At 62.5% G+C, this 26,619-nt stretch carries 27 protein-coding genes, 1 tRNA gene and 1 pseudogene; 14 read left to right on the top strand and 15 right to left on the bottom strand.

Annotation, left to right across the window (positions count from 1 at the left end; genetic code table 11):
- Nucleotides 1–6: 6 nt before the first annotated feature.
- Together AC0NIL_RS18265 and AC0NIL_RS18260 are read right to left on the bottom strand one after the other, a co-directional pair.
- The gene (locus tag AC0NIL_RS18265; protein ID WP_063172308.1) at nucleotides 7–567 is read right to left on the bottom strand and encodes a DUF192 domain-containing protein; all 561 of its coding nucleotides are present in this window, start codon (nucleotides 565–567) and stop codon (nucleotides 7–9) included.
- A 24-nt stretch (nucleotides 568–591) separates the two neighbouring features.
- Nucleotides 592–1,188, bottom strand: coding sequence for a cold-shock protein (locus AC0NIL_RS18260; RefSeq protein ID WP_013531329.1), 597 nt, complete (start codon nucleotides 1,186–1,188; stop codon nucleotides 592–594).
- Between the two features lie 217 nt (nucleotides 1,189–1,405).
- Between AC0NIL_RS18260 and gloA the strand changes: the two genes are divergently transcribed.
- On the top strand, nucleotides 1,406–1,846 hold the full coding sequence (gloA, locus tag AC0NIL_RS18255; RefSeq protein ID WP_013531328.1) for a lactoylglutathione lyase: 441 nt from the start codon (nucleotides 1,406–1,408) through the stop codon (nucleotides 1,844–1,846).
- Nucleotides 1,847–1,993: 147 nt separating this feature from the next.
- Nucleotides 1,994–2,284 carry a DUF2218 domain-containing protein gene (locus tag AC0NIL_RS18250; protein WP_127366976.1) on the top strand — a complete coding sequence of 97 codons (291 nt, stop codon included), beginning with the start codon at nucleotides 1,994–1,996 and terminating at the stop codon, nucleotides 2,282–2,284.
- Between the two features lie 8 nt (nucleotides 2,285–2,292).
- Here the strand turns inward: AC0NIL_RS18250 and AC0NIL_RS18245 are convergent, their stop codons facing one another.
- Nucleotides 2,293–2,853, bottom strand: a complete 561-nt coding sequence (locus tag AC0NIL_RS18245; RefSeq protein ID WP_024503867.1) for a DUF1697 domain-containing protein — start codon at nucleotides 2,851–2,853, stop codon at nucleotides 2,293–2,295.
- 8 nt (nucleotides 2,854–2,861) lie between these two features.
- Complete coding sequence (gene ilvA, locus AC0NIL_RS18240) at nucleotides 2,862–4,118, bottom strand: threonine ammonia-lyase IlvA (protein ID WP_473573032.1); 1,257 nt, start codon at nucleotides 4,116–4,118, stop codon at nucleotides 2,862–2,864.
- 467 nt (nucleotides 4,119–4,585) lie between these two features.
- On the opposite strand from ilvA, the gene AC0NIL_RS18235 reads away from it, so the two are divergent.
- Entirely contained in the window at nucleotides 4,586–5,659 is a 1,074-nt protein-coding gene (locus AC0NIL_RS18235) for an alpha/beta hydrolase (RefSeq protein ID WP_013531324.1), read from the top strand.
- 137 nt (nucleotides 5,660–5,796) lie between these two features.
- Nucleotides 5,797–6,960 carry an alpha/beta hydrolase gene (locus tag AC0NIL_RS18230; RefSeq protein ID WP_024503865.1) on the top strand — a complete coding sequence of 388 codons (1,164 nt, stop codon included), beginning with the start codon at nucleotides 5,797–5,799 and terminating at the stop codon, nucleotides 6,958–6,960.
- Between the two features lie 161 nt (nucleotides 6,961–7,121).
- Here the strand turns inward: AC0NIL_RS18230 and ade are convergent, their stop codons facing one another.
- A complete protein-coding gene (gene ade, locus AC0NIL_RS18225; RefSeq protein WP_275952935.1) occupies nucleotides 7,122–8,930 on the bottom strand; it encodes an adenine deaminase in 1,809 nt (602 codons plus the stop codon).
- A 147-nt stretch (nucleotides 8,931–9,077) separates the two neighbouring features.
- On the opposite strand from ade, the gene AC0NIL_RS18220 reads away from it, so the two are divergent.
- The 3 genes from AC0NIL_RS18220 to AC0NIL_RS18210 all read left to right on the top strand — a co-directional run bounded on the left by AC0NIL_RS18220 (nucleotide 9,078) and on the right by AC0NIL_RS18210 (nucleotide 11,059).
- Nucleotides 9,078–9,929: an alpha/beta fold hydrolase gene (locus AC0NIL_RS18220; RefSeq protein ID WP_275952934.1), complete on the top strand. Its 852-nt coding sequence runs from the start codon at nucleotides 9,078–9,080 to the stop codon at nucleotides 9,927–9,929.
- Between the two features lie 94 nt (nucleotides 9,930–10,023).
- Nucleotides 10,024–10,689 carry an outer membrane protein gene (locus AC0NIL_RS18215; RefSeq protein WP_027160415.1) on the top strand — a complete coding sequence of 222 codons (666 nt, stop codon included), beginning with the start codon at nucleotides 10,024–10,026 and terminating at the stop codon, nucleotides 10,687–10,689.
- A gap of 284 nt (nucleotides 10,690–10,973) precedes the next feature.
- A tRNA-Leu gene (locus AC0NIL_RS18210) sits at nucleotides 10,974–11,059 on the top strand.
- A 123-nt stretch (nucleotides 11,060–11,182) separates the two neighbouring features.
- On the opposite strand, the gene AC0NIL_RS18205 is transcribed toward AC0NIL_RS18210, so the two are convergent.
- Genes AC0NIL_RS18205 through AC0NIL_RS18195 form a run of 3 tightly spaced genes read right to left on the bottom strand, consistent with a single transcriptional unit; the run spans nucleotide 11,183 to nucleotide 14,357 of the window.
- Nucleotides 11,183–12,631: an aromatic amino acid lyase gene (locus AC0NIL_RS18205; protein WP_063172313.1), complete on the bottom strand. Its 1,449-nt coding sequence runs from the start codon at nucleotides 12,629–12,631 to the stop codon at nucleotides 11,183–11,185.
- Nucleotides 12,632–12,657: 26 nt separating this feature from the next.
- Complete coding sequence (locus tag AC0NIL_RS18200) at nucleotides 12,658–13,242, bottom strand: GDYXXLXY domain-containing protein (RefSeq protein ID WP_063168109.1); 585 nt, start codon at nucleotides 13,240–13,242, stop codon at nucleotides 12,658–12,660.
- Nucleotides 13,239–14,357, bottom strand: a complete 1,119-nt coding sequence (locus AC0NIL_RS18195) for a DUF2157 domain-containing protein (RefSeq protein ID WP_063168110.1) — start codon at nucleotides 14,355–14,357, stop codon at nucleotides 13,239–13,241. Before AC0NIL_RS18195 ends, AC0NIL_RS18200 begins: the two co-directional genes overlap by 4 nt.
- 238 nt (nucleotides 14,358–14,595) lie before the next feature.
- Between AC0NIL_RS18195 and AC0NIL_RS18190 the strand changes: the two genes are divergently transcribed.
- The 5 genes from AC0NIL_RS18190 to AC0NIL_RS18170 all read left to right on the top strand — a co-directional run bounded on the left by AC0NIL_RS18190 (nucleotide 14,596) and on the right by AC0NIL_RS18170 (nucleotide 17,834).
- Nucleotides 14,596–14,736, top strand: coding sequence for a DUF1127 domain-containing protein (locus AC0NIL_RS18190; protein ID WP_013531315.1), 141 nt, complete (start codon nucleotides 14,596–14,598; stop codon nucleotides 14,734–14,736).
- A 49-nt stretch (nucleotides 14,737–14,785) separates the two neighbouring features.
- Nucleotides 14,786–14,926 (top strand): DUF1127 domain-containing protein, encoded by a 141-nt coding sequence (locus AC0NIL_RS18185; protein ID WP_013531314.1) that lies wholly within the window; start codon nucleotides 14,786–14,788, stop codon nucleotides 14,924–14,926.
- A gap of 566 nt (nucleotides 14,927–15,492) precedes the next feature.
- Nucleotides 15,493–16,902: a methylenetetrahydrofolate--tRNA-(uracil(54)-C(5))-methyltransferase (FADH(2)-oxidizing) TrmFO gene (trmFO, locus tag AC0NIL_RS18180; protein WP_063168111.1), complete on the top strand. Its 1,410-nt coding sequence runs from the start codon at nucleotides 15,493–15,495 to the stop codon at nucleotides 16,900–16,902.
- A gap of 3 nt (nucleotides 16,903–16,905) precedes the next feature.
- Nucleotides 16,906–17,472, top strand: coding sequence for a hypothetical protein (locus AC0NIL_RS18175; protein WP_013531312.1), 567 nt, complete (start codon nucleotides 16,906–16,908; stop codon nucleotides 17,470–17,472).
- A gap of 44 nt (nucleotides 17,473–17,516) precedes the next feature.
- Complete coding sequence (locus tag AC0NIL_RS18170) at nucleotides 17,517–17,834, top strand: type II toxin-antitoxin system ParD family antitoxin (RefSeq protein WP_082827420.1); 318 nt, start codon at nucleotides 17,517–17,519, stop codon at nucleotides 17,832–17,834.
- An 11-nt stretch (nucleotides 17,835–17,845) separates the two neighbouring features.
- Here AC0NIL_RS18170 and AC0NIL_RS18165 read toward each other — a convergent pair whose 3' ends face one another.
- The 6 genes from AC0NIL_RS18165 to yajC form a co-directional block, all read right to left on the bottom strand.
- Complete coding sequence (locus AC0NIL_RS18165) at nucleotides 17,846–18,796, bottom strand: sterol desaturase family protein (protein ID WP_174564975.1); 951 nt, start codon at nucleotides 18,794–18,796, stop codon at nucleotides 17,846–17,848.
- Nucleotides 18,796–19,224, bottom strand: a complete 429-nt coding sequence (locus AC0NIL_RS18160) for a hypothetical protein (RefSeq protein WP_275952930.1) — start codon at nucleotides 19,222–19,224, stop codon at nucleotides 18,796–18,798. Before AC0NIL_RS18160 ends, AC0NIL_RS18165 begins: the two co-directional genes overlap by 1 nt.
- 83 nt (nucleotides 19,225–19,307) lie before the next feature.
- Nucleotides 19,308–20,150, bottom strand: a complete 843-nt coding sequence (locus AC0NIL_RS18155; protein WP_275952929.1) for a phytoene/squalene synthase family protein — start codon at nucleotides 20,148–20,150, stop codon at nucleotides 19,308–19,310.
- 1 nt (nucleotide 20,151) lies between these two features.
- The gene (locus AC0NIL_RS18150) at nucleotides 20,152–20,544 is read right to left on the bottom strand and encodes an Mth938-like domain-containing protein (RefSeq protein WP_027160422.1); all 393 of its coding nucleotides are present in this window, start codon (nucleotides 20,542–20,544) and stop codon (nucleotides 20,152–20,154) included.
- 26 nt (nucleotides 20,545–20,570) lie between these two features.
- The gene (secDF, locus tag AC0NIL_RS18145; protein WP_275952926.1) at nucleotides 20,571–23,120 is read right to left on the bottom strand and encodes a protein translocase subunit SecDF; all 2,550 of its coding nucleotides are present in this window, start codon (nucleotides 23,118–23,120) and stop codon (nucleotides 20,571–20,573) included.
- Nucleotides 23,121–23,171: 51 nt separating this feature from the next.
- On the bottom strand, nucleotides 23,172–23,510 hold the full coding sequence (gene yajC / locus AC0NIL_RS18140) for a preprotein translocase subunit YajC (RefSeq protein WP_013531305.1): 339 nt from the start codon (nucleotides 23,508–23,510) through the stop codon (nucleotides 23,172–23,174).
- A 277-nt stretch (nucleotides 23,511–23,787) separates the two neighbouring features.
- Here yajC and AC0NIL_RS18135 point away from each other — a divergent pair, with 277 nt between their 5' ends.
- Nucleotides 23,788–24,663, top strand: a complete 876-nt coding sequence (locus AC0NIL_RS18135; protein ID WP_024503854.1) for an ATP-binding protein — start codon at nucleotides 23,788–23,790, stop codon at nucleotides 24,661–24,663.
- 39 nt (nucleotides 24,664–24,702) lie between these two features.
- Here the strand turns inward: AC0NIL_RS18135 and AC0NIL_RS18130 are convergent.
- A pseudogene (locus AC0NIL_RS18130) lies at nucleotides 24,703–25,525 on the bottom strand (helix-turn-helix domain-containing protein).
- A 113-nt stretch (nucleotides 25,526–25,638) separates the two neighbouring features.
- Here AC0NIL_RS18130 and AC0NIL_RS18125 point away from each other — a divergent pair.
- Nucleotides 25,639–26,529 carry an NAD-dependent epimerase/dehydratase family protein gene (locus tag AC0NIL_RS18125; RefSeq protein WP_473573166.1) on the top strand — a complete coding sequence of 297 codons (891 nt, stop codon included), beginning with the start codon at nucleotides 25,639–25,641 and terminating at the stop codon, nucleotides 26,527–26,529.
- Nucleotides 26,530–26,619 lie beyond the last annotated feature (90 nt).

Genomic DNA, 26,619 nt, shown 5'->3' with positions numbered 1-26,619 from the left:
GCGCACTCAACCGCCACCGCCATTTGGTGCATCGCCATTGTCGGCGGGCGGCATGCTCGGGCCGGACACCGTGCCCACCGCCGGATGGCGCAAAAGGTCGCCATACTCGATGCCGTTCCTGGCGGCAGTGCCGGCCTTGAGCTCGAGCACGAAGCGCACCGGTACACCAGGCGAAATGACGGCGTCTGATTGCGGCTCGCCGTGCTTGACCGCCCGGATCTTGCCATCCTGGCCGACAAAAATCAGATCAAGCGGCATCGGGGTGTTGTGCATCCAGAAGCCAACCTGCTGCTGGACCTCGAAGACGAACAGCATGCCGTGGTTGTCCGCCATGTCCTGGCGATACATCAAGCCAGCCTCGCGCTCCGCGGCGGTGTCGGCGACTTCGATGGAGAAAGAGCGGTCACCGCCTTTCGTCACCACGACCAATGGCGCCGGATCGGCCGGAAGGATCATCGCCCGGCTGTCCGCCGAGGTCGGCTTTTCGGAATAGAAGTAACCACCGGCGGCGGCGATGAAGGCAATCGCGCACATCGCGCCCGCGGTCAGCCAGTTCCTGTAAGCCATTCGAGATCCTCGGCCGGAAACGCCCTAGTGCGAGACCGGCAAGGTCCCCATATCGGGGTGAATTTCGGCGGCCATAAGGCCTTTGTCGCCGCGCCCGAAACGAACCAGCACGACCTGTCCGGGCCGAAGCTCGGTGACACCGTAACGGCGCAAGGTCTCCATATGGACGAAGATATCCTCGGTACCCTCGCCGCGGGTGAGAAAACCAAACCCCTTGGTGCGGTTGAACCATTTCACCAAGGCGCGTTCGAGACCGCTCTCCGGCGTCACCGCGACATGGGTGCGCTGCTCCTGCATCTCGGCCGGGTGGACCGCGGTGGTGACATCCATGGAGAGCACACGGAAGGCCTGCAATCCGCGCTCGCCATGCTTGACGAGGCAGACCACACGCGCGCCTTCCAGGGCCGTCTGAAAGCCGTCTCTTCGAAGACATGTCACATGGAGGAGGATGTCGCCCGAGATGCCGTCATCCGGGAGGATGAAACCATAACCCTTGGCCACATCGAACCACTTGATAGCGCCGGCTACTTCGAGCAGATCAGAAGCGTCGCCGCCTTCGTCACGCTGCAAGGCGTCGCCAAGGGTTCCGTCCCGCCCCATGAAAGAGGCCTTTTCCCCCATAAGAATGCCCCCTCTTTTCAAGAACACCGCAACTGATTCTTGCCAACAGATTAACACTGCGGCTTCCGGTGTGTGCAAGACCTGCCGTGCCTTTTTTCACGGTTCATTGGGGCAATACCGGATTTGTTCTTTGCCGGCATTGCGCACCGCCGCACGATTGCCCTTTGACAGGGCCGACCCTATGTTGCGCCGCAACGCAATTTATCGAGGAAATCACATGCGCTATCTGCACACCATGATCCGCGTCGCCGACGTCGATGCCTCGCTCGACTTCTACTGCAATAAGCTCGGCCTCAAGGAAGTGCGCCGCTACGAAAACGAGCAGGGCCGCTTCACGCTGATCTTCCTCGCCGCACCGGAAGACGAGGAGAGCGGCATCAATGAAAAGGCACCGCTGGTCGAACTGACCTACAATTGGGATCCCGAAGACTACAAGGGCGGGCGCAATTTCGGCCACCTCGCTTATGAGGTCGACGACATCTACGCCACCTGCCAGCATCTGATGGACAATGGCGTCATCATCAACCGGCCGCCGCGCGACGGCAACATGGCTTTCGTCAAGTCGCCGGACGGCATCTCGATCGAGCTTTTGCAGAAAGGCCCGGCCAAGGCCAAGGCCGAGCCTTGGGCTTCGATGGCGAACACCGGAAGCTGGTAGCCGATCACGCTGTCTTGAGCGGACAATGCCAGGCTGACGGCCCCGCTACCGTTTGGTTTTTCAGGGGCGGCGCCTATCTGTCTGGCTGAGGCGCCAGGCTTGGGCCGGCGCCCAGCCATGCAAAAGGGCGCTTGCCCAGGAGAATTCATGCCGACCAGCCATGCCGACGTCGCCACCGAACATGCCAGCCGCTATCTGCAGCAGTTGTGCAAGCACTGGGCACACAAATTCCCGGTCGAGTTCGATCCCACCCATGGCACCATCGATCTCTCAATGGGCCGTACCGTCATGGCTGCCGATGCCGCAGCGCTGCATATCACGGTGTCGACTGACGAAGCAGGATCGATCGAGCGCCTGGAAAGCGTTGTCGCCGATCACATCAAGCGCTTTGCTTTCCGCGAAGAACTGACCTTCGACTGGAAACCAACTTCCGCCTAGCCGGCCAACTACTTCTCACCGGCGTGTGCGGCCATCTCCAGCAGCGCCTGCACCGAGCGCCAATTGCGCGCGGTACCCGGCACTTTCAGCGTGCGCGGGATCAGCCCGGCAAACACCGATTTGCCCAGCCCATTCGGTGCGCTGAGGTAGAGCACATCGCCCTTGATCTCGAAGCGTTCGGGGCCGGTGCACTTTTCGGTCAGCCGCGCCACCTCATCGGCGGTCGGCTCGCGTTCCAGCACATAGGCGTGCAGCTTCGTGTGGTCCGCGGCAATTTCCGGATAGGGATTTTCGCGCACCAGCTTCTCGAACCAGGAGAGATCGCGCACCATGATGCGCGAATGGAACCCCCATTTCGTCTCGAAGGCTGCTTCGAGCAGGTTCGCCAGTGCCGCCGCGTCGCCTTTCTTCGCCCGGAACACGGCATTGCCGCTCTGCACGTAGGTGGCGACGTCGGAAAAGCCGAGGCCCTCGAAGAACGACCGCAGCTCCGCCATCTTGACGATGCGGTTGCCGCCGACATTGATGCCGGAAAACAGCGCGACGAAGATTTTTCCCGGATCAACCATTCGATCGCTCATATGATGAACCCGGCCAGTGTCTCGTTGTCGGTGATGTCCTGATACTGGACGCCCTCGGCCTCGAAATTCGCCTTGAGCAGGTCGAAATTGCGACGGTCCTTGGTTTCGATGCCGATCAGCACCGAACCGAAATTGCGTGCCGATTTCTTCAAATATTCGAAGCGGGCGATATCGTCGTCGGGACCGAGCAATTCGAGGAAGTCGCGTAGCGCGCCCGGTCGTTGCGGAAAGCGGATGATGAAGTACTTCTTCAGCCCCTCGAAGCGCAGCGCCCGCTCCTTGACGTCCGGCAGCCGCTCGAAGTCAAAATTGCCGCCCGAAACCACGGCAACGATGGTCTTGCCCCTGATCTCCTTCCTGGAGAAATCCTTGAGCGCATCGATCGCCAGCGCGCCGGCCGGCTCCAGCACGACGCCTTCGACGTTGAGCATCTCGATCATGGTGGCGCAGAGCCGGTTTTCCGGGATCAGCCGCACCGTGTCGGCCGGAAAATCCTTGAGATGCCGCAACGGCTCGCGGCCGATCTCTGCCACCGCCGCGCCATCGACGAAATTGTCGACCTTGGCGAGTTTGAGCCGTTTTCCCGCAGCGAGGCTCTCGCGCAGGCTCGGCGCACCGGCCGGCTCGCAGAAGACGAAGCGCGCTTCCCGGCCCTGATCGGCGAAATAATGGGTGACGCCGGCGGCAAGCCCGCCGCCGCCAACCGGCAGCATGATGATGTCGGGCATGCGGGCGCCCGGCATCTGGTCGGCGATCTCGTAGGCGACGGTCGCCTGCCCCTCGATGATGTCCTTATGGTCGAAGGGCGGCACCATATGGGCGCCGGAGCTTTCGGTGAATTCGAAGGCGGCGCGATAGCAGTCGTCGAAAAAGTCGCCGACCAGCCTGATCTCGATGAATTCGCCGCCGAACAGCCTGGTCTTGTCGATCTTCTGCTGCGGCGTCGTCACCGGCATGAACACAACGCCTCGCCTGCCGAAATGGCGGCAGACGAATGCAAAGCCCTGCGCATGGTTGCCGGCGGACGCGCAGACGAACAGTTCCGCCTCGTTGCCCACCGCCAGCGTCTTGCGGAAGAAGTTGAAGGCGCCACGGATCTTGTAGGAGCGGACCGGCGACAGATCCTCGCGCTTGAGCAGAACCCGCGCGCCGGTCTTTTTCGACAGATAGTCGTTCTCCTGCAGCGGCGTTTCCGGGAAGATCTGGCGGATCGCGGCGGCGGCAGCAGCAACGCGGGAAGAGAAACTGTTCATCGGAAACCACCCCTGGGGAAAATCACCTTGCGTTGCATGCTGTCCGCGGATCTCTATCATTAATCGGGTCGCGAACGTTCGGTTGTTGAGCGCCATGACCAGGTGCGGCGCGAGCCCGCCTATCACATATCCGGCTCCCCAGCGCCATCGTCCATCATTTACGTCCTTCCGGGCGGAAATTTTGCGAAATATTTTCAGCTACTTGCGGGTGCATTCTCATGCCCCCTCGCATCGGGCGGTATGAAATCGCTATCTCCGCGGGGATTGGAGGGCCAGCGGCGACGCCGCTCATTGCGCACATCACGCAGGCGTTTCCCGCCATTTTGGCTTTCGCGCAACACTGCGATGGCCGCAGCGGGGCGCCGACCACATTTCGACTCGACAGGACTTAGTTCTGCCGCACTCTGCCTGTCCGGGAGGTATCGTGAGGATAGACAGGCCTTTCGGCCGGAGTTGGAAATTCAGGCGTGCCTTTGAAGAAGATTTTTACCGTTGTCCTGGCCTTGTTCGTCGCCGGCTGCGCCGGCCAGCAAACACAGGAATTGCTTGGCAGCGCCATGGTGTCCGCGCCGGTGACGGAGATCGCCGGCAACCACTCGATCTTCATCGCCACGACGCGCAAGAAATCCGACGATCCCAACAAGGTTTTCGACGGCGAACGGTCGGCGACGCTGAACTATGCCCGCGTCAACGTCACCGTTCCGGGGCTTCACAAGACCGGCCAGATCGAGCGCCGCTCGCGCGGCAAGTCGGACGACCCGGCCAAGTATTTCATGGCTTCCGAGGTCGTCGGCTACGACACGCAGCCGAAATTCTCCAGCGCGCTCAACGCCGACATCGCGGCGCGCGGCGGCCGCGTCATGGTCTTCGTGCATGGCTACAACACCGGCTTCGATGCCGCCGTCTATCGCCTGACCCAGATCGTCCATGATTCCGGCTATCCCGGCACGCCAGTGCTGTTTTCCTGGGCATCGGGCGCCAGGACCACCGACTATGTCTACGACAAGGAAAGCGCCAGCGCTGCCCGCGACCAGTTGGAGGTGACGCTCAGGATGCTGGAGCAGTCCGGCGCGCGGCGCATCGACATCGTCGCACATTCGCTCGGAACCTGGGTCACCATGGAAACGCTGCGCCAGATGGCCATCACCGGCGATCGCGATCTCGGCGGTAAGCTCGGCGACGTGGTGCTGGCCTCGCCCGACATCGATGTCGACGTGTTCAAGAGCCAGATGCGGCGCTATGGCAAGCCCGACAAGCCGTTCATCCTGCTGTTGTCGGACGACGACCGTGCGCTGCGGCTCTCCGGCCTGATCGCCGGTTCGCGGCCGCGTGTCGGCGACTACAAGGATGCCGCCGATCTTGCCTCTTATGGCGTGACGGTCGTCGACCTGTCCAAGGTCAAGGGATCGGATAGCTTCAACCATACGAAGTTCGCCGACAATCCGACGCTGGTGAAGATGATCGGCCAGCGGCTGCGCGAGGATGACGGCTTTGCCAGCGACCGTGATGTCACTGACCGCATCAGCCTGCTTGGCCAATAGGTGCGGTCTCGCGGCCATGCCTGCCCGGCATCGCGGACGTATGGATTCACTTTGAACTGGACCGCGCCGGTCTCTGGCCTTATCGGAATAGCCAGCGACGTCACGCGTTTGACGTCCCCTTTTGCGGGAGCCTGCGTGTGACCGTGCGTTCGAAGAGCTACCTCGTCGTTGCATTGGCGCTCGCTGTCACCGGCTGCGCTGGCGGGAAAACGCACGACCTGCTCAACAGGACGACGGTCTCGGTGCCCGCATCCGACATCGCGGCCACGCATGAAATCTTCGTCGCCACCACCCGCCAGAGGGCAACAAAAGAGCCGCGACAGGTTTACGACGGCGATCGCTCGCTGACCACCAGCTTTGCCCGTGTCGACGTCACCGTTCCCAAAAGCCATCAGGTCGGCGCCATCGAGCGGGCCAAGGGATCGGCAAACAGCAATCCTGCCAAGGATTTTACCGCCAAGGACGTCACTTTCTATGAGGGCGCGCCCCAGTTCGCCAAAGCGGTCGGCGCCGACATTTCCATGCGCGGCGACCGTGCGCTGGTTTTCGTGCACGGCTTCAACAACGGTTTTGACGACGGCATCTACCGGCTGACGCAGATCGCCCACGACACCAAATATCCCGGCACCCCGGTGCTGTTCTCCTGGGCTTCGAGCGGCAAGACCACGGGTTATATCTACGACAAGGAAAGCGCCAACGCAGCGCGCGACGACCTCGAGGCGACGCTCCGGATGCTGGCCAAGACAAAGGTCAAGAGCATCGACATCATCGCCCATTCGATGGGAACCTGGGTGACCATGGAGGCGCTGCGCCAGCTTGCCATCACGGGCGACCGGGATCTCGGCGGCAAGCTGGGCTATGTCATCCTGGCCTCGCCCGACATCGATGTCGACGTCTTCAAGAAGCAGATGATCCGCTACGGCAAACCCGACAAGCCGTTCGCCATCCTGCTCTCTGCGGATGACCGGGCTCTCAAGCTCTCGTCCCTGATCTCGGGCGACAAGCCGCGCGTCGGCGACTACGGCAACGCTGCAGACCTCGCCAGCTATGGCGTGTCGGTGGTCGATCTTTCCCAGGCCAAGGGCGGCGACCGCCTCAACCACGCCAAATTCGCCGACAACCCGATGCTGGTGCAACTGCTCGGCGACCGGCTGCGGGCGCCGGCGGGCCTCGCCTCGGACGAACCCGACCCGACACAGCTCAACAATCTCGGCCAGGGCCTCGGCAAGGCCGTCGGCTCGGTCGCAGAGATCGTCATCACCACGCCGTTCAAGGTGCTGACCATCGCCACCGGCGGGTGAGCCAGCGGGCGGCATTGGCGCTAGGATTGTTGAGATTCGGGTCAGGCCGAGCCGAAAGTGGTGGTTTTCGAGAACCGGAGCGGAGCGTACTTAAGTACGTGAGCACCGGAAGCGCAGAAAATCGCTACTTGCAGGCCGGCATGGCCTGAATATCAACAATCCTAGACGAACAGATCGACCTTCTGGAATGTCGTCACATCGATCAGGCCGACGTCGGAGATCCTGAGCTCCGGAATGACGACCAGCGCCAGCAGCGAGTGCTGCATGTAGGCGTTGTTCAGCGAACAGCCCATCTTGCGCATCGCCTCGGTGAGCTTCTCGGCCTTGGCCGCGACGATTTCCGCCCGTTCGTCCGACATCAGGCCTGCGATCGGCATTTCGACCAGCGCCAGTTCCTTGCCCTTGGAGAACAGCACGACGCCGCCACCGACCGCGCCCAGACGGTTTACCGCCAGCGCCATGTCCTGCTTGTTGGTGCCGACGCAGATGATGTGGTGGGCGTCATGCGCCACGCTGGACGCCATGGCGCAGTCGCCCATATAGCCGAAGCCCGAAACGAAGGCGTTGGTGACGCCGCCCGTGCCCCTGTGACGCTCGACCAGCGCGATCTGGCAGATGTCGTTGCGGCGGTCCATGGCGACCAGCCCGTCCTCGACCGGCAGATCGGCCTCCAGCGCGCGCGTCGGCGCCTGGTTCTCGATGACGCCGATGACACGCACCCGAACCTCGTTGGCGCCCTTGGGGGCGGCGATATCGAAGTCGTCGCCCTTCAACTTCTTGCCGAGCTTGACGGTGTTCTTCGCCGTCCGGGGGTAATCATAGGCCGGAATGTCGATTTCGAGCTTGCCGCCCTTGGCCACCCTGACGCCGCGTGCATAGACCTCGTCGATGGTCATTGCGGCGAGATCCGAGACGATCAGCAGGTCGGCCAGCCGGCCCGGCGCGATCGAGCCGATCTCGCGCTCCAGTTTGAAATGCTGGGCGGTGTTGAGCGTCGCCATCTGGATCGCCGTCACCGGCTTCAATCCCTGTTGGATGGCGTGGCGCACCACGCGGTCCATATGGCCCTCCTGGACCAGCGTGCCGGAATGGCTGTCGTCGGTGCACAGGACGAAGTTGCGCGGGTCGATTCCGCCCTCCGTCACCGCCTTGATCTGCGAGGCAACGTCGTACCAGGCCGAGCCCAGCCGCAGCATCGCCTTCATGCCCTGGCGCACGCGGGCGATGGCGTCCTCGGCGCGCGTGCCCTCATGATCGTCCTCGGGGCCGCCGGCGACGTAGCCGTGGAACGGCAGGCCGAGATCGCGCGAGGCATAGTGGCCGCCGACCGTCTTGCCTGCCTTGACAGTCGCGGCGATCTCGCCCGACATGACCGGATCATTGGCGACGACGCCGGGGAAATTCATCACTTCGCCCAGGCCGATAATGTTCTCCCAGGTCATCGCTTCCGCGACATCGGCGACCGTCAGCTCGGCGCCGGCATGTTCCAGCCCCGGCGCCGAAGGCACGCAGGACGGCATCTGGACATGCACGTTGATGGGCATGGCGACCGCTTCGTCATGCATCAGCCGCACGCCGGGCAGACCCAGAACATTGGCGATTTCGTGCGGGTCGATGAACATCGAGGTGGTGCCGTGCGGAATGACGGCCCGGCAGAACTCGGTCACCGTCACCATGCCGCTCTCGACATGCATATGCGCGTCGCAGAGGCCGGGCACCAGATAACGCCCGCCGGCATCGACCACCTTGGTGCCCTGGCCGATTGCATGGCTGGCATTGGGCCCGCAATAGGCAAAGCGCCCGCCGGCAATGGCGATGTCGGTGCCGGCGATGATCTCGCCCGAATGAACGTTCACCCAGCGGCCGTTGCGCACGACCAGGTCAGCGGGTTTGCGCCCCACGGCGACATCGACCAGATGTGTCGCCATCTCGGTCCAAGGTCTGGGTTTTGCGGGCGTTGCTTTCGTCATGGGCGATTCCTCGGTTGCCGCCAGTCTCGCAAATGTCGGCGGGCGCCGCCAGAGCCGTCGGTCCGACATACCGCGTCAGGGCGAGCTTGTTGACTAATCCGGCTGGAAGGCGATGCTGACCGCGAACCGAACCATATGAGGGAAGACATGACCCGTTTTTGGAAAGCGTTCGCCATCGTTATCCTGTTCGCAGCGTCGACCACTTCTGCCGTGGCCGAGGAGCGTTGGCAGACCTTGCCGGAACCAGCGGCCATGCCCAAACCCGATCAGAGCGGATACGCGCCAGTGAACGGCATCCAGATGTACTACGCCGTTTTCGGCGTGGGCGATCCGGTGCTGCTCATCCATGGCGGCCTCGGCCACGGCGACATCTGGGCCAGCCAGGTGGCCACGCTTTCCAAGACGCACAAGGTGATCGTCGCCGACAGCCGTGGCCACGGCCGCTCCACCCGCACCGAGCAGCCCTATGGCTACGACTTGATGGCGTCGGACTATCTGGCGCTGCTCGACCACCTGAAGATCGACAAGACCGCGCTTGTCGGCTGGAGCGATGGCGGCATCATCGGTATCGACATCGCACTGCATCATCCGGAGCGGCTGACAAGGCTGTTCGCGCAAGCCGCCAACGTAACCGCCGACGGCCTTGATCCGGGCGTGATGACCAACAAGACCTTTGCCGCCTACATCGACCGCTCCGGCCGCGACTACAAGAAGATGTCGAAAACACCGGACCAGTATGACGCCTTCGTGGCGCAGATGAGCCACATGTGGGAGAGCGAGCCGGCGTGGAGCAAGGAACAGCTTGCCGAGATAACCACGCCGACGGCGATCGTTGCCGGCGACCACGATGAGGCGATCAAGCGCGAACACACCGACTATATCGCCTCCGCCATCCCAGGTGCGAAGCTGATCGTCCTGCCCAACGCCAGTCATTTCGCCATGCTGCAAGCGCCGGATGAATATAGCCAGGCTGTGCTGGACTTCATCGATGCCAAATAGAGGATTCTGTACGGCGACAGGGGGATTGCGATTGCGGCGAATGCGGTTATCCTTCTGACGAGGATCTTTCTGAACCGTCATTTCGGGGAGTTCGATGCGTCGATTGATGGTCGCTAGTGCCGGTTTCCTTGCCGTTCTGGCCGTGCCGGCTTTTGCAGCCGACCCAGCGGTCGACGTGCCGATGACCGCGCCCGGATTCGACTGGACGGGCTATTACGCTGGTCTGCAGGCCGGCTATGGCTGGGGCCAATCCGATGTATCGGTGACAGAAGGTGCGCCGTTTTCCATCGCGCCCGACATTGACGGCGGTTTTGTCGGCGGCCACGTCGCCGGCCTGTGGCAATTCGACCAGGCGGTGCTCGGCGCCGAGGCGGACCTCAACTATTCCTCGGTCGGCGGCACGACGGTATCGGCGCTGGGAAGCACATTCGGCACCGACATCAAGTGGTTCGGGTCGGTCAACGCCAAGGCGGGTTACGCCATGGACCGCCTGCTGGTCTACGGCATTGGCGGCGTCGCCTTTGCCGGCATCGAAACATCGCAAGTCGCGGGTCCGGCGTTCGACAGCACGCGCACGAATGTCGGCTGGACCGTGGGTGCCGGCGTCGACTACGCGCTGACCGACAAGTTCGTCGTCGGCGCGCAGTATCGCTACTATGATTTCGGCTCCGAGCACTACGAGGTGGCAGAACCCTTTAACGATCGCGATCAGAACGTGAAGCTGAATACGGTCGGGATCAATTTGAGCTACAAGTTCTGACCAGGCCCACAATCGCGACGCTGCCGGCCCAGGCGACCACTTGAGGGGCTCTCTTCATGGAAGGGTGGCCGACGCTCCCAGTGGGCGGGGGGAATGGGTTGGGCCTGAGAGGCGCCGGCCTTGGCGGATCAAATCCACCACAAGGCATCCTACCACTACCCGCCGCGCCGATAATTCCGTGATCGCGCCAGTATCATCAAGCCGCCCGGTCTGTTTGCACGTTCGGCGAACGCTCAACAACACGACTTGACGGCCTGTGTCTGGCGTCTGAAAAGGGCTGGCCTGCGGACGTGGCGGAATTGGTAGACGCAAGGGACTTAAAATCCCTCGATCTCTGATCGTACGGGTTCGATTCCCGTCGTCCGCACCACCCTTCGCTCTTCGAGCTTCGGTGGCGTGCCACCCTAAGTTCGTTAGATGAAGGAGTGTTCTCAGGTTCGTACTTCATCCGTTCAGGCGCACCAATTTCACTGGCTACAGCTTGTCGGCATCTCTACGCCTCGAACACTTTCTCAGTGAACCATTCCGCCAACCTGGCAAGCTCCGGTCCCAGCACGCGATCGGCGCCGACAGGCGGCACGATAGCTCTGATTTGATCGACGAAGGAACGCAGTGCCGGCGGCGGCGTCCGTTCGGTGACGTGCAGCGCCTGCGAGGCGATCATTGCCAGCATCGCCATGGCGGCATCGACGCAGCGGCCGGCGGTCGCTTCCTTGGTCCATGCGAAGAATGCCGTCGTGGCGACGTCGTCCTGCCCCGCGCCAGCCGATTCCGTGCCCGGAATGAAGGTGCGCTGTGCGGCCAGCTTGGCCTGCTCGAGATAGCCGGTGATCGCCATCGGCACATAGCCGACATTGCCATGGCCATCGCTATCGGCTGAGTGACGTCCGGTCATCAGCAGATCCGGCAGCAGCGACACCTTGCCGTTCAGAAGCTTCGAGGCGTGGCGGTCGCAGAGCAGGCAGATGTCGGCCCATATCGCCGCCAGATCGTCCAGCGCCGGCGTTGCCATCGCATTGTGATAGCCGCCGGTCGAGATGCAGCGGCCGAGCCGATCTGCATCGTCGGGCGGGATGTAGACGGGATTGTCCGATATCGAGGCCAGCGACACATTGGCCGCCCGCTCGGCCGTCGCCAGCGCACGATGCGCCTGGCCGAGGACGCGCGGCACGATGCGGTAGCTGACCGGCGCCTGATAGTTGCGTCGCCCATCGCCGGCGCCAACCAGAAACTCCCGCAATCCCTGCAGGGCAGCCGTTTCATGCTCATCGCCCCAGAGCGTGTCGAGCGCCGCGTCATAGTGCTCGAGCGGCGCGCGAAACGCTTCGATCGACAGCGCGAAAACTTTTTGCGCCATGCGGATGCGGCGGCGCCCCGCGAGCGCTGCGTCGGCCACCAAAGCGGCGGCGCAGGGCGAGCCGTTGATGAGCGAGCCGCGTTCCTTGACCTCGAGGTCGAAGCGCGTCGAAAGTTCTGCAAACAAGGGATAGAGCGCCAGGATCTCACCGGCGCCGCCCTGGCCGGAGGCCGGCACGACAGGCATCGGCCCACCGTCGAGCATCGCGGCCACGGCAAGCGCGATGCGCGGCGTGGTGGCGGCGTTGCCCTCGATGAAGTTTGTCAGACGGGCAAGCACGATCGCCCTGACCACGCGATCCGGCAAGGGATCGCCGAACGAGGTGGCGGCGGCAAACGCCTTTATGCGCGCATGGCGATCACGCTCGTCAGGTTCGAGCTTTCGGCTTGCCAATTCCCCCATGGCGGTTGTGACGCCATAGATGACCGGTGGCGGATCGGATTCAATCAGCTTCAGAAACGAGACGCGGCATTCGGCGATGCGCTGCAAGGCCTTCTCGCTGATCTCCACCGTGTCCTTCTTCCAGGCGACGCGGAAGACAGTGTCGAGGTTGATGTCTTCACGCGTCGACAGGCTAACTGGCATGCTTCACACCATCGGAAATAAGGGACTTAGTAGAGTGGTTCCTCGAACAGCGTCTTGTCGCCGTCGACCAGCGCCTTGATCTGCGCGGTGCCGTCGCCGGCAAGCGCAAGACGGATGCCGAATGGCCGCACCCGCATGTCGTTCTGGATCGCCATCCCCTCGCCTTCCGGCAGATAGAAGCGCTCGATGCCATAGTCCGGCGCGATGGTCGCCTCTTCGCCGCGAAGGTCCCAGCCTTCGGCGATGTGGCCTAGAATATCGGCCTCGTCGGCGGTTGCCATCGTTGGCGCCTTGCCGAACCAGGCGGCCGTCGGCTGCCAATAGCCGTCGGCGCCCTTCTTCAGGCGCACCACAATCGACGTATCGTCGCTTGAAAATTTGTCGGGCGGAATGTTGGCGATCATTTTCACCGGTATGCGTGAAATCTCGTAGCCCAGGATAATATAGTCGCCGCGCAGGAGGTCGCGCGGATCGACGGGTTCGATCTTCAGCAGCACTTCCTTGCCGTTGCGCAGGATCGCCGCCCGGCCGGCGATGATCCAGCTCAGGAAGCCTATCTGGACGAGCGCCAGCACCAGCGCCGAGATGACAAGCCTTTTCCCGGTGATCATGCCGTGGCTCCCTTGGCGTCTGGGCCCTTCATGCGTTTTTCCACGCGGATGATGACGATCGCGAGGATGCCGAGCAGCACCGCGGCGGCCAGGAAGAAACCGGCCGTATCGAGCATCGATTGCAGGGTCACGACATAGATGATGGCGAGTTCGAAGGCGAAGCCGAGATAGGCAAGCCAGCGTAGCCCACGGCTCTCCCGTCCTGCCAGCACGATCGCGGCGACAACACCGGCCAGCGCGATCGCCGAAGCGAGGGCAAAACCGCTGTTGTAGGTGCTCTCGTCGGCGAGTTCGAACTGGATCATTGCGAGGCCGGTGAGGAAGGCGAGCAGCGCGTGCAAGGGCAAGCGGCCGCCGAGTTGCACGACCCGGTCGACCGGGCCAGGCGCGAAGACCGAGGCCGCGAACAGCAGCGCCGAGGCGACGACCAGCGGGATCGCCACCTGCAGCGTGTCGTGGTTGGTGACCAGCAGCATGAGATAGAACAGCACCGACAGGATAATCAGGTGGCGCGCCGCCTGGCTGCGGGTCCAGAACGAGACGGCAAACAGCACGATCGCCATCACGACGAAGCCGTGCGGAAAATCGCTGCGGCTGTAATAGTCGAAGCCTTTGAGGACCAGCCAGGCATCGGCGATGCCGACCGAAGCCACCGTCAGCGGGTTCGATCGCAGCGCAACCGCCGCCAGCGCCGTGCCGGCTCCCCAGGTCACCAGAGCCGAGGCCTCGTCGCCCGAGAGATGATACATCTGGCCGATCAGCGCGATCGAGCCGCCGAAAGCCGCGGCCGCCACGATCCACAGCGCTTCCCCGATTGCCGCATGGTCGCGGGCCTTCAGCACCGCGCCGCCGACATAGCCGCCAAGGATGACGGCAAACAGCGCCGCCACGCGCGCCAGCCTCGGGATCGCGTCCCAATTGGCGGCGACGAAAATCAGGATGGCGGCGCCGAACAGCAAGGCGGCCATCATAGCCAGGATCGAGCCGAAGCTCAGCGACTTGCGCTCGTTGGCCTCGACATCGCGCGCCAGCGAATCGGCCGTCGCGGCGTCGATCATGCCGGCCTGCTGCCAGCGCGCGATATCCGCCCTGACCCGCGACGAATAGCTCGCCATGCTGCTTCTCCCCCCAAGTTTGGTCTTTTTTGCAGCCGATCCGGTCAAGCCGTTGACGCTTAGGCATTTTCCGATTCGGGTTTCTTTGTGTCAGGTCCGTGAACGAGCGTTAATGCTGCATTGCACAATTTGCATTGCTGCCATGCAGCCATAGCGCTTTTAAATCGATATGGGTCCGCCTATTTATAGTTCGTGCACAAACGGAATGATCCGCAAGAAAGACGAAACGAGAACTACCATGAACCTGATCCGCAACTACCGCAACTGGCGCCGCTACAGGGACACCGTGTCCGAGCTGAGCCGCCTGAGCAACCGTGAACTGACCGACCTCGGCATCAGCCGCAGCGACATTCCTTACGTCGCTCGCAAGGCGGTCTAATTCTTCGGACCGCGAATGGTCCGAACCAGTTTTGAAAAAGAGAACGACAATGAACCTGATCCGCAACTATCGTAACTGGCGCGTTTATCGCGAGACGGTTACCGAGCTGGGTCGCCTTTCGAACCGCCAGCTGCATGATCTCGGTATCGTCCGCGACGAAATCAAGATCATCGCCCGCCAGGCGATCTAGACAGAATTTCGCCAGGGTCGACCTCCTCCCCGACCTTGACGAATACGGTCACCCCTCACCTCCTCCCAAGGGTTGACCACCAAAACGGCGCCCGCCGCACCTCCTCCCGCGGCGGGCGTTGTTCCCGGCAAATCGAATTTTGCCCCAAAGGTTTCGCTCCTTTTCAAACAGCGAAAGAGTTTTCGTCAAAGCCGACCTCCTCCCCGGCGATGACGAATCGGCCCGACCTTCACCTCCTCCCGAGGGTTGGCCACAAAAACGGCGCCCGCCGCACCTCCTCCCGCGGCGGGCGTTGTTTCCCAGGGGCAAGACGAATTTTGCTCCAGAGGTTTCGCCCCTTCTAAAAATGGCGAAAGGAATTTCGTCAAAGCCGACCTCCTCCCCGGCGATGACGAATATGGCCGGCCTTCACCTCCTCCCGAAGGTCGACCCGAAAAACGACACCCGCCGGACCTCCTCCCCCGGCGGGTGTTGTTGTTTTCACGAGGCGCTCCCATCAGCAGCTGTTTGCCCCGCACCGCGCACGGCAATTGCAATCGCCGCACCAAGCGATTATTCCGGCGCTCATGAGCAAAAACCCAATCCACATCATCGGCGGCGGCCTCGCCGGTTCCGAAGCCGCCTGGCAGGCAGCGCAAGCCGGCGTGCCCGTCATCCTGCATGAAATGCGGCCCGTTCGTGGCACCGATGCGCACAAGACCGATAGCCTGGCCGAGCTCGTCTGTTCCAATTCCTTCCGCTCCGACGACGCCGACAACAACGCGGTCGGCCTGTTGCACGCCGAAATGCGGCTGGCCGGCTCGTTGATCATGAGCGCCGGCGACGCCAACCAGGTTCCGGCCGGCGGCGCGCTGGCCGTCGATCGCGACGGATTCGCCGATGCCGTGACGAAAAAACTCGAAGCACACCCGCTGATCACCATCCGGCGCGAGGAAGTGCCAGGTCTGCCGCCGACGGATTGGGACCAGGCGATCGTTGCCACGGGTCCGTTGACCGCCCCCGGGCTTGCCCAGTCGATCGCGGAAGCGACCGGCGCCGATGCGCTCGCCTTCTTCGACGCCATTGCGCCGATCATCCATTTCGACACGATCGACATGAATACCTGCTGGTTCCAGTCGCGCTACGACAAGGTCGGGCCAGGCGGCACCGGCAAGGACTACATCAATTGTCCGATGGACAAGGACCAGTACCTTGCCTTCGTGCAAGCGCTGGTCGACGGCCAGAAAACCGAATTCAAGCAATGGGAAGGCACGCCCTATTTCGACGGCTGCCTGCCGATCGAAGTCATGGCCGAGCGCGGTGTCGAGACGCTACGCTACGGGCCTATGAAGCCGATGGGGCTGACCAATGCCCACAATCCGACGGTAAAGGCCTATGCCGTCGTCCAGTTGCGGCAGGACAATGCGCTGGGCACGCTCTACAACATGGTCGGTTTCCAGACCAAGTTGAAGCATGCCGAGCAGGTGCGCATCTTCCGCACCATACCGGGTCTCGAAAACGCTGATTTCGCCCGTCTCGGCGGCCTGCACCGCAACACCTACATCAACTCGCCGACCTTGCTCGACGCTTCGCTGCAACTGAAGTCGCGGCCCGGCCTGCGTTTCGCCGGCCAGATCACCGGCTGCGAAGGCTATGTCGAAAGTGCGGCCATCGGCCTGCTCGCCGGCCGCTTCGCCGCAGCGGAGCGGCTCGGCCTTGCTCCGTCCCTGCCGCCGCTGACCACGGCCTTCGGCGCTCTGCTCAACCACATCACCGGCGGTCATATTGTCTCCGATGACGAGCCGGGAAAGCGCTCATTCCAGCCGATGAACGTCAATTTCGGCCTGTTCCCACCTGTCGAAGCTCCGAAGGCCGAGGGCAAACGCATGCGCGGCAAGGACAAGACCGTTGCCAAGCGGCACGCCATCACATCGCGTGCGCAGGCTGATTGCCGAGAATGGCTAGGGCTGCCGGCACAAGCGCAAGCCGCCGAGTAGTCCGTGGCCAAGCACTCCGAGCTGCACCAGCTTCTGCCGTCGGACCTGCCGCCGAGTGGCGAACCTTTCGCCGGCGACTACGAAATTTGCTGGAGCATCTATGTCAGATGCACCAACCTGCGGAAGCTGCGCGAAGTTCATATACCCGCTATCGAGGCGCTAATAGGTCAGCCTCACGGGGGCCAAGGTTGGCTGTACGAAAATGAAAATTACAATGAGAACCGTGATCGAAGCTTGAAGAGAATCATTGCCGTTCAGCCTGTCGAAGGTCCCTACAATGACCGGCTAATTCTGGATTTCATGAAAGCGATCTATTCGCTGTCATCCTTCTGGGCGATCCAAGCCCGTCTGGATCCCTCACATCCTCATGGCGTCTACCTCAGTGCACGATTCACGCAGGAGGCTCCCAGCTCGGAGGCGCCGGCTATTGTCGACGCGCTGGTTGAGTTCGAAGCCAATTTTACAGATTTGGGGGGCCATGAATTCGGCCGGCATTTCGGCACAACTCGGCGCATTAGCGCCACCATGCCGGATGGTTCGGAAGCCGGCCGGGCGAAACCCAGGCGCTAGGACCTCATCGTTGGCCGCACGGATGAAGCAGGATACAATCCCACTTGCTGTCCAATGGGAGCCGTTCCACGGAATTCGCCGAGAAACTTTCTGTCACAGTCACGCCAGCAATGGCCCGCCTTATCCGCCAAAAAGTCGAAGACGGCTCTTTCGGCTCGGCGAGCGAAGTCATCCGCGCGGCGCTCCGGGCCTTCCAGCGCGAGGAAGAGGAGCATGCCGAGCGCCTAGCCGCGATCCGGGCCAAGATAAAGGCTTCGATCGAAGATACGCGTCCCGCTATTCCGCTGGATCACGCCATCTCGCAAGTGAGGGAACGAATCGCGCAATTGGCGTACGACAGCGATGACGACGGACCCTCCTGACATAAGAAGTTCTACTCGGCGGGCTCGACACCCACGCTTGGCAATCCCGGCTTCCCCGCCTCAGCAGGATTTCGCCTGACATAGGCAGCCTTCAAACTCTCCGAAGTCTCGCGCGAGCCGTCATGGCTCCAGCCGGGAGGCTTGATCAGATAGTTCAGGCGATCGCTCAAGGTCAGACCGGGCGCAAAGGCATCCCTGAACATGCCGATCCATTCATGGAATGCCACCTTCAGCGGATTGAAGGTGCCGAGATTCCTGACGATGCCGTAGCGCGGCCGGTCTTCTTCCAGTTCCCCGACGAAGGTGCCGAACATGCGGTCCCAGATGATCAGCGTGCCGGCATAGTTGGCGTCGAGATAGCGCGGATTGGTGGCGTGGTGGACGCGGTGGTGTGAGGGCGTGTTGAAGACGAACTCGAACCAGCCCCACATCTTGCCGATGGTCTCGGTGTGGATCCAGAATTGCCAGACCAAATTGAAGCCGAAGGTGAAGGCAATGACCGCCGGGTGGAAGCCGAGCAGCACCAGCGGCGCCTGCAGCACGAACATGAAGGTGAACAGGCCCGTCCAGCTCTGCCGCAGCGCCGTCGACAGATTGTAGTGCTGGCTGGAATGGTGGTTGACGTGTTCGGCCCACACCCAGCGCACCCGGTGCGCGATGCGGTGATAGAAATAGTAGCGCAGATCATCGAGCAGGAAGGCCACCAGAAAGACCCAGATCGACAGGCCGAGATTGAAGACGCGGAACTGCCAGAGCCACAGCAACGCCCAGTAGGACACGACGCCAAGCAGCAGCCCGGCAACGACATTGCCGGTACCCATCATCAGGCTGGTCAATGTGTCGCGCGTTTCGAACGAACCCTTGGCACGGCCGGTGCGCACCAACCAAAGCTCGATCAGGATCGCGACAACGAAGAACGGGATGGCCAGTTGAGTGACCTGCGGAAAATTGTAGTCGTCCATCATGCCGCCTCTCCGCCGAAACTCTGCGGCTCAAGCGCCTTCAGCAAGCCTTGCGCATCCGTTGCGCTGGCAAAGCGGAAGCGGCCGCCCTTCCAAGTGAAATCGGCGAGCCGCAGCGAGACCGTATTCCCTTCTTCGGCGGTCAAAACCCCGACATCCCGGGGCGTGACGATGCGGGTCAAAAAGCAGTCGCCGATGCTGTGGACGATCCCGATGCGCCGTCGCCCGATATTCAAAAACGCTGTCCTGGCATCCGCTGTCAGGCGGACCGCCGCCACGATCTCGTCGGGAAAATCTTCGGCGAACCGGCTCTTCGCATGATCTGCGCCACTGAGCGTCGCCGTCTTGCTGCCGCCAGTGAAATGCACCGCGGCAACCGACAGCGCGATGCCAAGGGCGACGATCGCAACCAGCAAAGGCAAGCTCATTGAATGGGTATCTCCTCCGGCCGGCCTGTCGTCTATGGCGACAGTTTTGGCGCGGAGACTTCTTAGCACGGTTGACGTTTACGTCAAAGAGCAGGCCAACCCTTGCTCGCACGACGCAGCAGCAGCCAATGCCGGCGCAAGGCCGACAGCCGCGCCACGCCTTCGAGCGGCGAGCCATTCTCCATCTTGCCGAGATAGGCGCGTGACAGGGCAAGTGGCAGGAATGCCGGACGCAGCGAGACCGGCAGAGCCGGTGCGCCCCTCTCGAAGGCGGAAAGATGTTCCCGTGCCAGCGCCATCATCGCCGCCACCGCGCGTTTGGCGCCGGGTCCGCCGTCGCCGGTGACGAATTCTTCCGGCGACGATCCCGCTGCCGCCAGAATGTCGGCCGGGACAAAACATTGTCCGCGCTGGCGGTGCAGCGGCAACAGCAGCAGCAGGCCGGTCATCGCCTGTGCGCAGCCTGCCCTGCCCGCCAGTTCGGCAAAGCGCGGCGCCTCGCCGGGGTCGAGCACCATCGCCGCAAGCTGGATGAGTGCTGCGGCCGTCTCACCGCAATAGCCTTCCAGATCGGTGCGCGACGGCATCGGGTCGTCGTAGAGGTCGAAGATGCGCGCATCGAGCATGTTCTCGAAGGCCGGCTTCGGCAGGCCGAATGTCGCTATCGTAGCGTTCACGGCTTCGGCAGTGGGATGGCCGGCGCCGGCCTCGCCGCCGGCGGCAATGACATCGCGCCACCATTGCAGCCGCACCTCGCCCGGTAGCGCCTCATGGATGCGATCGCGAATACCTGATATCTCCGCGTTGAAGGCGTAGAGCGAAAACAGCGCGTAGCGCTTGCCGTCCGGCGCGTAGAGCGCGGTCAGATAGCGATCATGGTCGGCGGCACGCACCGCGTCCATGACGATTTCAGCGCTTCGAGGCATATCAATCGACGGCAATGAGCGCGGCGGCCACGGCGCGCTCTTCCGCCAGAAGGACATTGTAGGTCCGCACCGCGGCACCCGTCGACATCGGGTCGGATGCAATGCCGGCGGCCTTCAGCGCGGCCCGCAATGCAGCGGGCAACGGCCGAAGATCCCTGCCCATGCCGACCAGCAGGATCTCGATCTTGTCGGCCTCGGACAGCAGCCTGTCAAAATCCGCCACCGTCAGCGCCAAGGGGTCCACCGGCTCCCAGCCATGGATGCCGGATGGCAGACAGAGCAGCGAACCGCGATGCGACATGTCGGCAAAGCGGAATCCGCCATTGCCGTAGGCTTCGATCGGCGCGCGGCCCGGGAAATGCGCCTCGCGGATGACGATGCCTTTGCTGGTCACCGTTAAACCTCTTCGGGGGGGGCGCGTCAGGTCGCGACCGCCTTGCCGCCATTGACCGGCTTCTCCTCGTCGGCTGAAGCCTGCGGCCGCAGCTTGAACAGGATCAGCAGCGGTGCGGCGATGAAGATCGACGAATAGGTGCCGAAGATCACGCCGAACAGCATGGCCATGGTGAACGAGCGGATCACCTCGCCACCGAACAGAACCAGCGCCAGCAGCGCCAGGATCGTCGTCACCGAGGTCAGCGTCGTTCTCGACAGCGTCTCGTTGATGGCGTTGTTCAGGAGTTGCGGCAGCGGCATGCGCTTGTATTTTCGCAGATCCTCTCGGACACGGTCATAGACCACGATCGTATCGTTCAGCGAATAGCCGATGATCGTCAGGATCGCCGCCAGTGACGACTGGTTGAACTCCAGCCCGGAGATGACGAAGAAGCCGAGCGTCATGACCACATCGTGCACCGTCGCCACGATGGCGCCGACCGCGAACTGCCATTCGAAGCGGAACCAGACATAGATCAGGATACCGAGCAGCGCGATCAGCATGGCGATCGTGCCTTGCTTGGCGAGCTCGCCGGACACGGTCGGTCCCACCACTTCGACGCGGCGGAAATCGTAATTATCCTGCAGCTCGCCGCGCACCTTGTCGATGACGGTCTGCTCGGCATTTTCGCCACCATCCTGCGTGCCGACGCGGATCAGCACGTCGTTCGGCGTACCGAACTGCTGCACCTGGACTTCGCCGATGTTGAGTTCGGTCAGCCGCGCGCGGAGGTCGGCGAGATCGGCATTGCCGCTCTTGGCCTGCACTTCGATCAGCGAACCGCCCTTGAAATCGATGCCGTAGTTGATGCCGACGGTCATGAACAGCACCACCGACAGGACCGAAAGTGCGCTGGACAGCGTGAACGTCCAGCGACGGATGCCCATGAAGGGGATCTTGGTGCCGGGCGGAACGAAGGTCACCGGCGCCTTCGGCAATTCCTTCGGGCGAGCCCGGCGCAGCCAGATCGAGACCAGCAGACGGGTGAAGGTGAAGGCGGTGAAGACGGTCGTCAGGATGCCGATGGCATAGGTGATGGCAAAGCCCTTCACCGGACCGGTACCGAGATAGAACAGCACCACGGTGGCGATCAGGGAGGTGATGTTGGAATCGACGATGGTCGCCAGCGCCTTGGTGAAACCGGTATCGATCGCCTGGATGACCGAGCGGCCGGCGCGCCGCTCCTCGCGGATGCGCTCGTAGATCAGCACGTTGGAATCGACCGCCATGCCGATGGTCAGCACGATACCGGCGATACCAGGCAAGGTCAGCGTCGCGCCAAGCAGCGAGAGCACGCCGACGATCATCGCCACGTGCACCGCCAGCGCGATGTTGGCGAGGAAGCCGAGGAAGCCGTAGGCGACGAACATGAAGGCAACGACGAGGATAGAACCGATGATGCCGGCGACCTTGCCGGCATGGATCGAATCCTGGCCAAGGCCCGGACCCACTGTACGTTCTTCGATCACCGTCAACGTCGCCGGCAGTGCGCCGGCGCGCAGCAGCACGGCGAGATCGTTGGCGCTCTGGGCGGTGAAATTGCCGGAGATCTGGCCGGTGCCGCCGAGGATCGGCTCGCGGATCTGCGGCGCCGAAATCACCTGGTTGTCGAGGATGATGGCGAACAGCTTGCCGACATTTTGCGCCGTGGCCTGGCCGAAGCGCGCCGCCCCCTTCGAATCGAAGCGGAACGACACCACCGGCTCGTTGTTCTGCGAATTGTAGGTCGCCTGCGCATCGACGAGGTTTTCCCCCGAAACGATGACGCGGTTCTCGATCAGATAGGGGACGGGCGGATCGTCCTGCGAATACAGGACCGACGAACCGGCAGGCGGACGGCCATTGAGCGCGTCCTGCACCGGCATCGACTGGTCGACCATCTGGAAGGTCAGCTTGGCGGTCTGGCCGAGGATCTCCTTCAGCCTCTGCGGGTCCTGAAGGCCCGGCACCTGGACGAGGATACGATCATCGCCCTGCCGCTGCACGATGGGTTCGGTCGTGCCGAGTTCGTTGACGCGGCGTTCGACCACCTCGATCGACTGCGTCAGCGCGGTCGACGTGCGGTATTTGATGCCGGCATCGGTGACGTTGAACTTGAGCAGGCCGGGCTCGGAATCGTCGAGCGTCATTTCCTGCACGGAACCGCCGGTGAACAGGCCGGCGGCGACCGGATCGGTCAGCGTCTTCAGCGCCGTCTTGGCGGCATCGATCTGGGCGGGATCGGTAATGCGAACCTGCAGGGTCCGCCCCGTGCCGGCAAGGCCGGTATAGCCGATCTTGGCGTCGCGCAGCAGCGTGCGGATTTCGTCGCGCGTCGTCTCCAGCCGGTCCTTGATCAGATCGTTCTGGTTCATTTCCAGCAAGATGTGCGAACCACCCTGCAGGTCGAGGCCGAGCGTCATCTGCCGCTTCGGCACCCAGTTGGGCAGTTGCGCCAGCGTGCTGGCGGAGAACAGGTTGGGCGCGGCGAGGATCACCGTGATGGCCACGGCCACCCAGATCAGGATCATCTTGAAGCGCGAGAAATACAACATATGGCGTCGTCCGTCAGAGCGTGTCCGCGGATCGCTCCGCCTAAAATTGGATTATTTCTTGGCGTTCTGGTTGGCCACCGGCTCGCCCTTGACGCGCACATCGGCGATCGTCGAGCGCAGCGCCGTCACCTTCAAGCCATTACCAAGGTCGACCTCGAGCTCGTTGTCGTCGATCACCTTGGTCACCTTGCCGACGAAGCCGCCGCCGGTGACGACCGTGTCGCCGCGACGGACCGCGGCCAGCATCTCGCCACGCTTCTTCAGCTGCGTGCGCTGCGGCCGGATGATCAGAAAATACATGATCACGAAAATCAGGACAAACGGCAAAATGCTGATGAACATGTCGGGAGAAGCGCCGACGCCTTGGGCGTATGCCGGTGTCACGAACATCGAGGTACTCCTGAATTTTGAAAACAGCCGCCAATCTGGCGGCCCCTTGAAATTTGGCCGGAATATAGTCGGTAAAGTTGTCAATGCAACTGCGCGGCCGGCCAAATCGGCTGCTTTTCCGGCCTGTTGAGCCGTGTTAGAGCAGGATCGCAAAAAGCGCGAGCCGGTTTCCGCAAAAAATTATGCTCGAACAAAAGGTTGCAACCGGTTTTGTATCAGGCGGAATCGGGCAGCTTCACGCCCCAAGACATCAAAAACGCGAAAACAAAAGACAGACATGACCGACAGCAGCATTGAGGCCCTGAACCAGAAACTCGACCGGCTGATCGAAGCAGTGAGCCGCCTTGCCCCGCCGCCGGTGCCTCAAACCGACCTCCGCGAGGCCGATTGCTTCGTTTGGCAGGCCGATCCGGGCTATCTGGAACCGGTGCACAGGGTTAACCGCGTCGACATCGGACTGATCCGTGGCGTCGACCGTGTCCGCGACATCCTTGTCGACAACACCGAACGCTTCGCCGCCGGTTACCCGGCCAACAATGTGTTGTTGTGGGGCGCGCGCGGCATGGGCAAATCGTCGCTGGTCAAGGCCGTGCATGCGGAGATCAACGCCAAGGCCAGGTCCGACCTGCCGTTGAAGCTGATCGAGATCCACCGCGAGGACATCGACACGCTGCCGAAGCTGATGGGTCTGCTGAAGGCGGCGCCCTTCCGCTTCATCCTGTTTTGCGACGACCTCTCCTTCGACCATGACGACACCTCCTACAAATCGCTCAAGGCAGCGCTCGAAGGCGGCGTCGAGGGCCGTCCAGCCAATGTCATCTTCTACGCCACCTCGAACCGCCGCCATCTGTTGCCCCGCGACATGATCGACAATGAACGCTCGACCGCCATCAACCCGTCCGAAGCGGTCGAGGAAAAGGTGTCGCTGTCCGACCGCTTCGGGCTGTGGCTCGGTTTCCACAAATGTTCACAGGACGAGTATCTCGACATGATCGACGGCTATGTCCGCCATCACGGGCTGACAATCGATCCCGACACGCTGCGCGCCGAAGCACTGGAATGGGCGACCACCCGCGGCAGCCGCTCGGGCCGCGTCGCCTGGCAGTTCACCCAGGATTTGGCTGGCCGGCTCGGCAAACCGCTGAAGGACTAATGCGTTGGATAGCGTCGCCAACGCCATCCGATGACAAGATCATTTGGGCGGCTGCGACCGCCGCAAATCACGCGGCGTTTGGCCGATCTCACGCCGCATCCAATGCGCCAGATGTGACTGGTGCGCGAAGCCCGTCAATTCCGCCACTTCGCTTGTGCTGAGATCGCCTTGCTGCAGCAGGACGCGTGCGCGTTCGACGCGACGCCGTAGCACGTAGCGGTGCAGGGTGAAGCCCGTCGCCGCCTTGAACCATGTCCGCAAGTGCGAACTGCTGGCGCCGGGCAACCCGGCTCAGTCGATGGATCGACAGGGGTTCGTGCAGCGCAACCTCGATATGCTCCAGCACGCGCTTGAGCTGAGTATCCGACAATCGGCTCGCGCGATCGATATCAGGTTCACCGAGGCCAAGCAGCCTCACAGCGAGCGCGGCGCCGATGCTGTCGACAAACAACGACCCGCCTGGCGCCTTCGCATTGAGATCGCTCTCCAGTGCTCGTGCGAGATGCTCGATGCGCTGGTCACGAAGCAGGTGACGTGTGCCGAGCGGCAATGCGCGCGCCTTGCCGCCAAGTTCGGCTGCCACCCTTTCCATCAAGGCCGGTTGTAACGCGATCTCGATCGTGTCGAACGGGGTCTCAGCCTCGAACCCACCCTCCTGACCGGCGGGCACCAGGTCGATGTCGCCGGCGCGCCTGACGAAATACCGTCCAACCTCATGGCAGTAGGAGCGCGTCGCGGCACTTGCATGCACCATGATGCGATGGTGTGGCGCCCGGAGCAGACGATGGACCCCGGCTTCGACATGCCGGGAGGCCAATGTTACGTCGGACGGGGATCGGGCCGGGGCGACTTGCGAGAGCATGCTTTCTCGATTCATGGCAAAACCTGTTCAAGACTTGGCAATTCCCGCGCGATTTTCAATGCCGTGGCTATGTACCTACGCCTCTCCATAAAACTTGGATGAGAGGTTATGCCATGAGTTTCTATGTTGTTGTGGGAGCAGGCCCGGTTGGTCGCGAGACCGCGCGGCTTCTGGGCGAAGAAGGCCATGATGTTGTCTTGACGAGCCGGAGTGTCGGTTCGAACGCGCTGCAAAACGTCCGGACCGTGCACTCCGACGCCACCAATGCCGCGGAACTGGCGCGTATCAGCCGAAACGCCGACGCGATCTTCATGTGCGCCATGGCCGCCTATCACCGCTGGCCGACCGACTTTTTCCCAATCATCGACGGCACCGTGCGGGCTGCCGAAGCGGTCGGAGCGAAGCTTGTGGTGCTCGGAAACCTCTATGGCTATGGCAAAGATGCCGAAAGCCCGCTTCACTCCGACCTGTCTCTGGATCCGACTTCGAAGAAAGGAACCGCGCGGACGATCATGTGGCAGCGGGCGGTCCGTGCGGACGTGCCGGCCGTCGAAGTGCGGTCCAGCGATTATCTTGGACATGGCGCGATCAGCTCTTTCTCACTGGTCGCGCTGCCCTCCATAATCGAAGGGAAACCGACGGCTTTCATCGGAAACCTCGACGCAACTCACGCCTGGTCCTTCACGAAGGACGTGGCCAGGACACTGGTCGCTGCCTCGCGCTACGCGGGCGAATGGGGACGGGCGTTCCATGTTCCATCGCAACACGCCCCACCCCGGGAACTCATCCGAGCGACCGCGGCAATGCTTCACCGTGAAATTCCAGGAACACGCTCCTATTCCATCTCCGAAATGGAAGCATTGGGCATGCATGAGCTTATCGAGATGAGCTATCTCTTCGACAAACCCTTGCTGGTCGATTCCTCCGACGCGGAGACGCTTCTCGGCGTCAAGGCCAGCAGCCTTGGCGTCATGATCGCCGACACTCTGCGCGACCATCTTTGAAGCTTGAAGACTGGCGCGTCGCACCGGAACTGAAAAAGCCCGCTCCTTTCGGAACGGGCTGAGCCGGCGGGCCGGACTGGAGGTCAGACG

It is taken from the genome of Mesorhizobium sp. WSM1343, from assembly GCF_055901535.1.
Note: the sequence above shows the minus strand (reverse complement) of the source record. Positions and strands in the feature narration are given on the sequence as shown.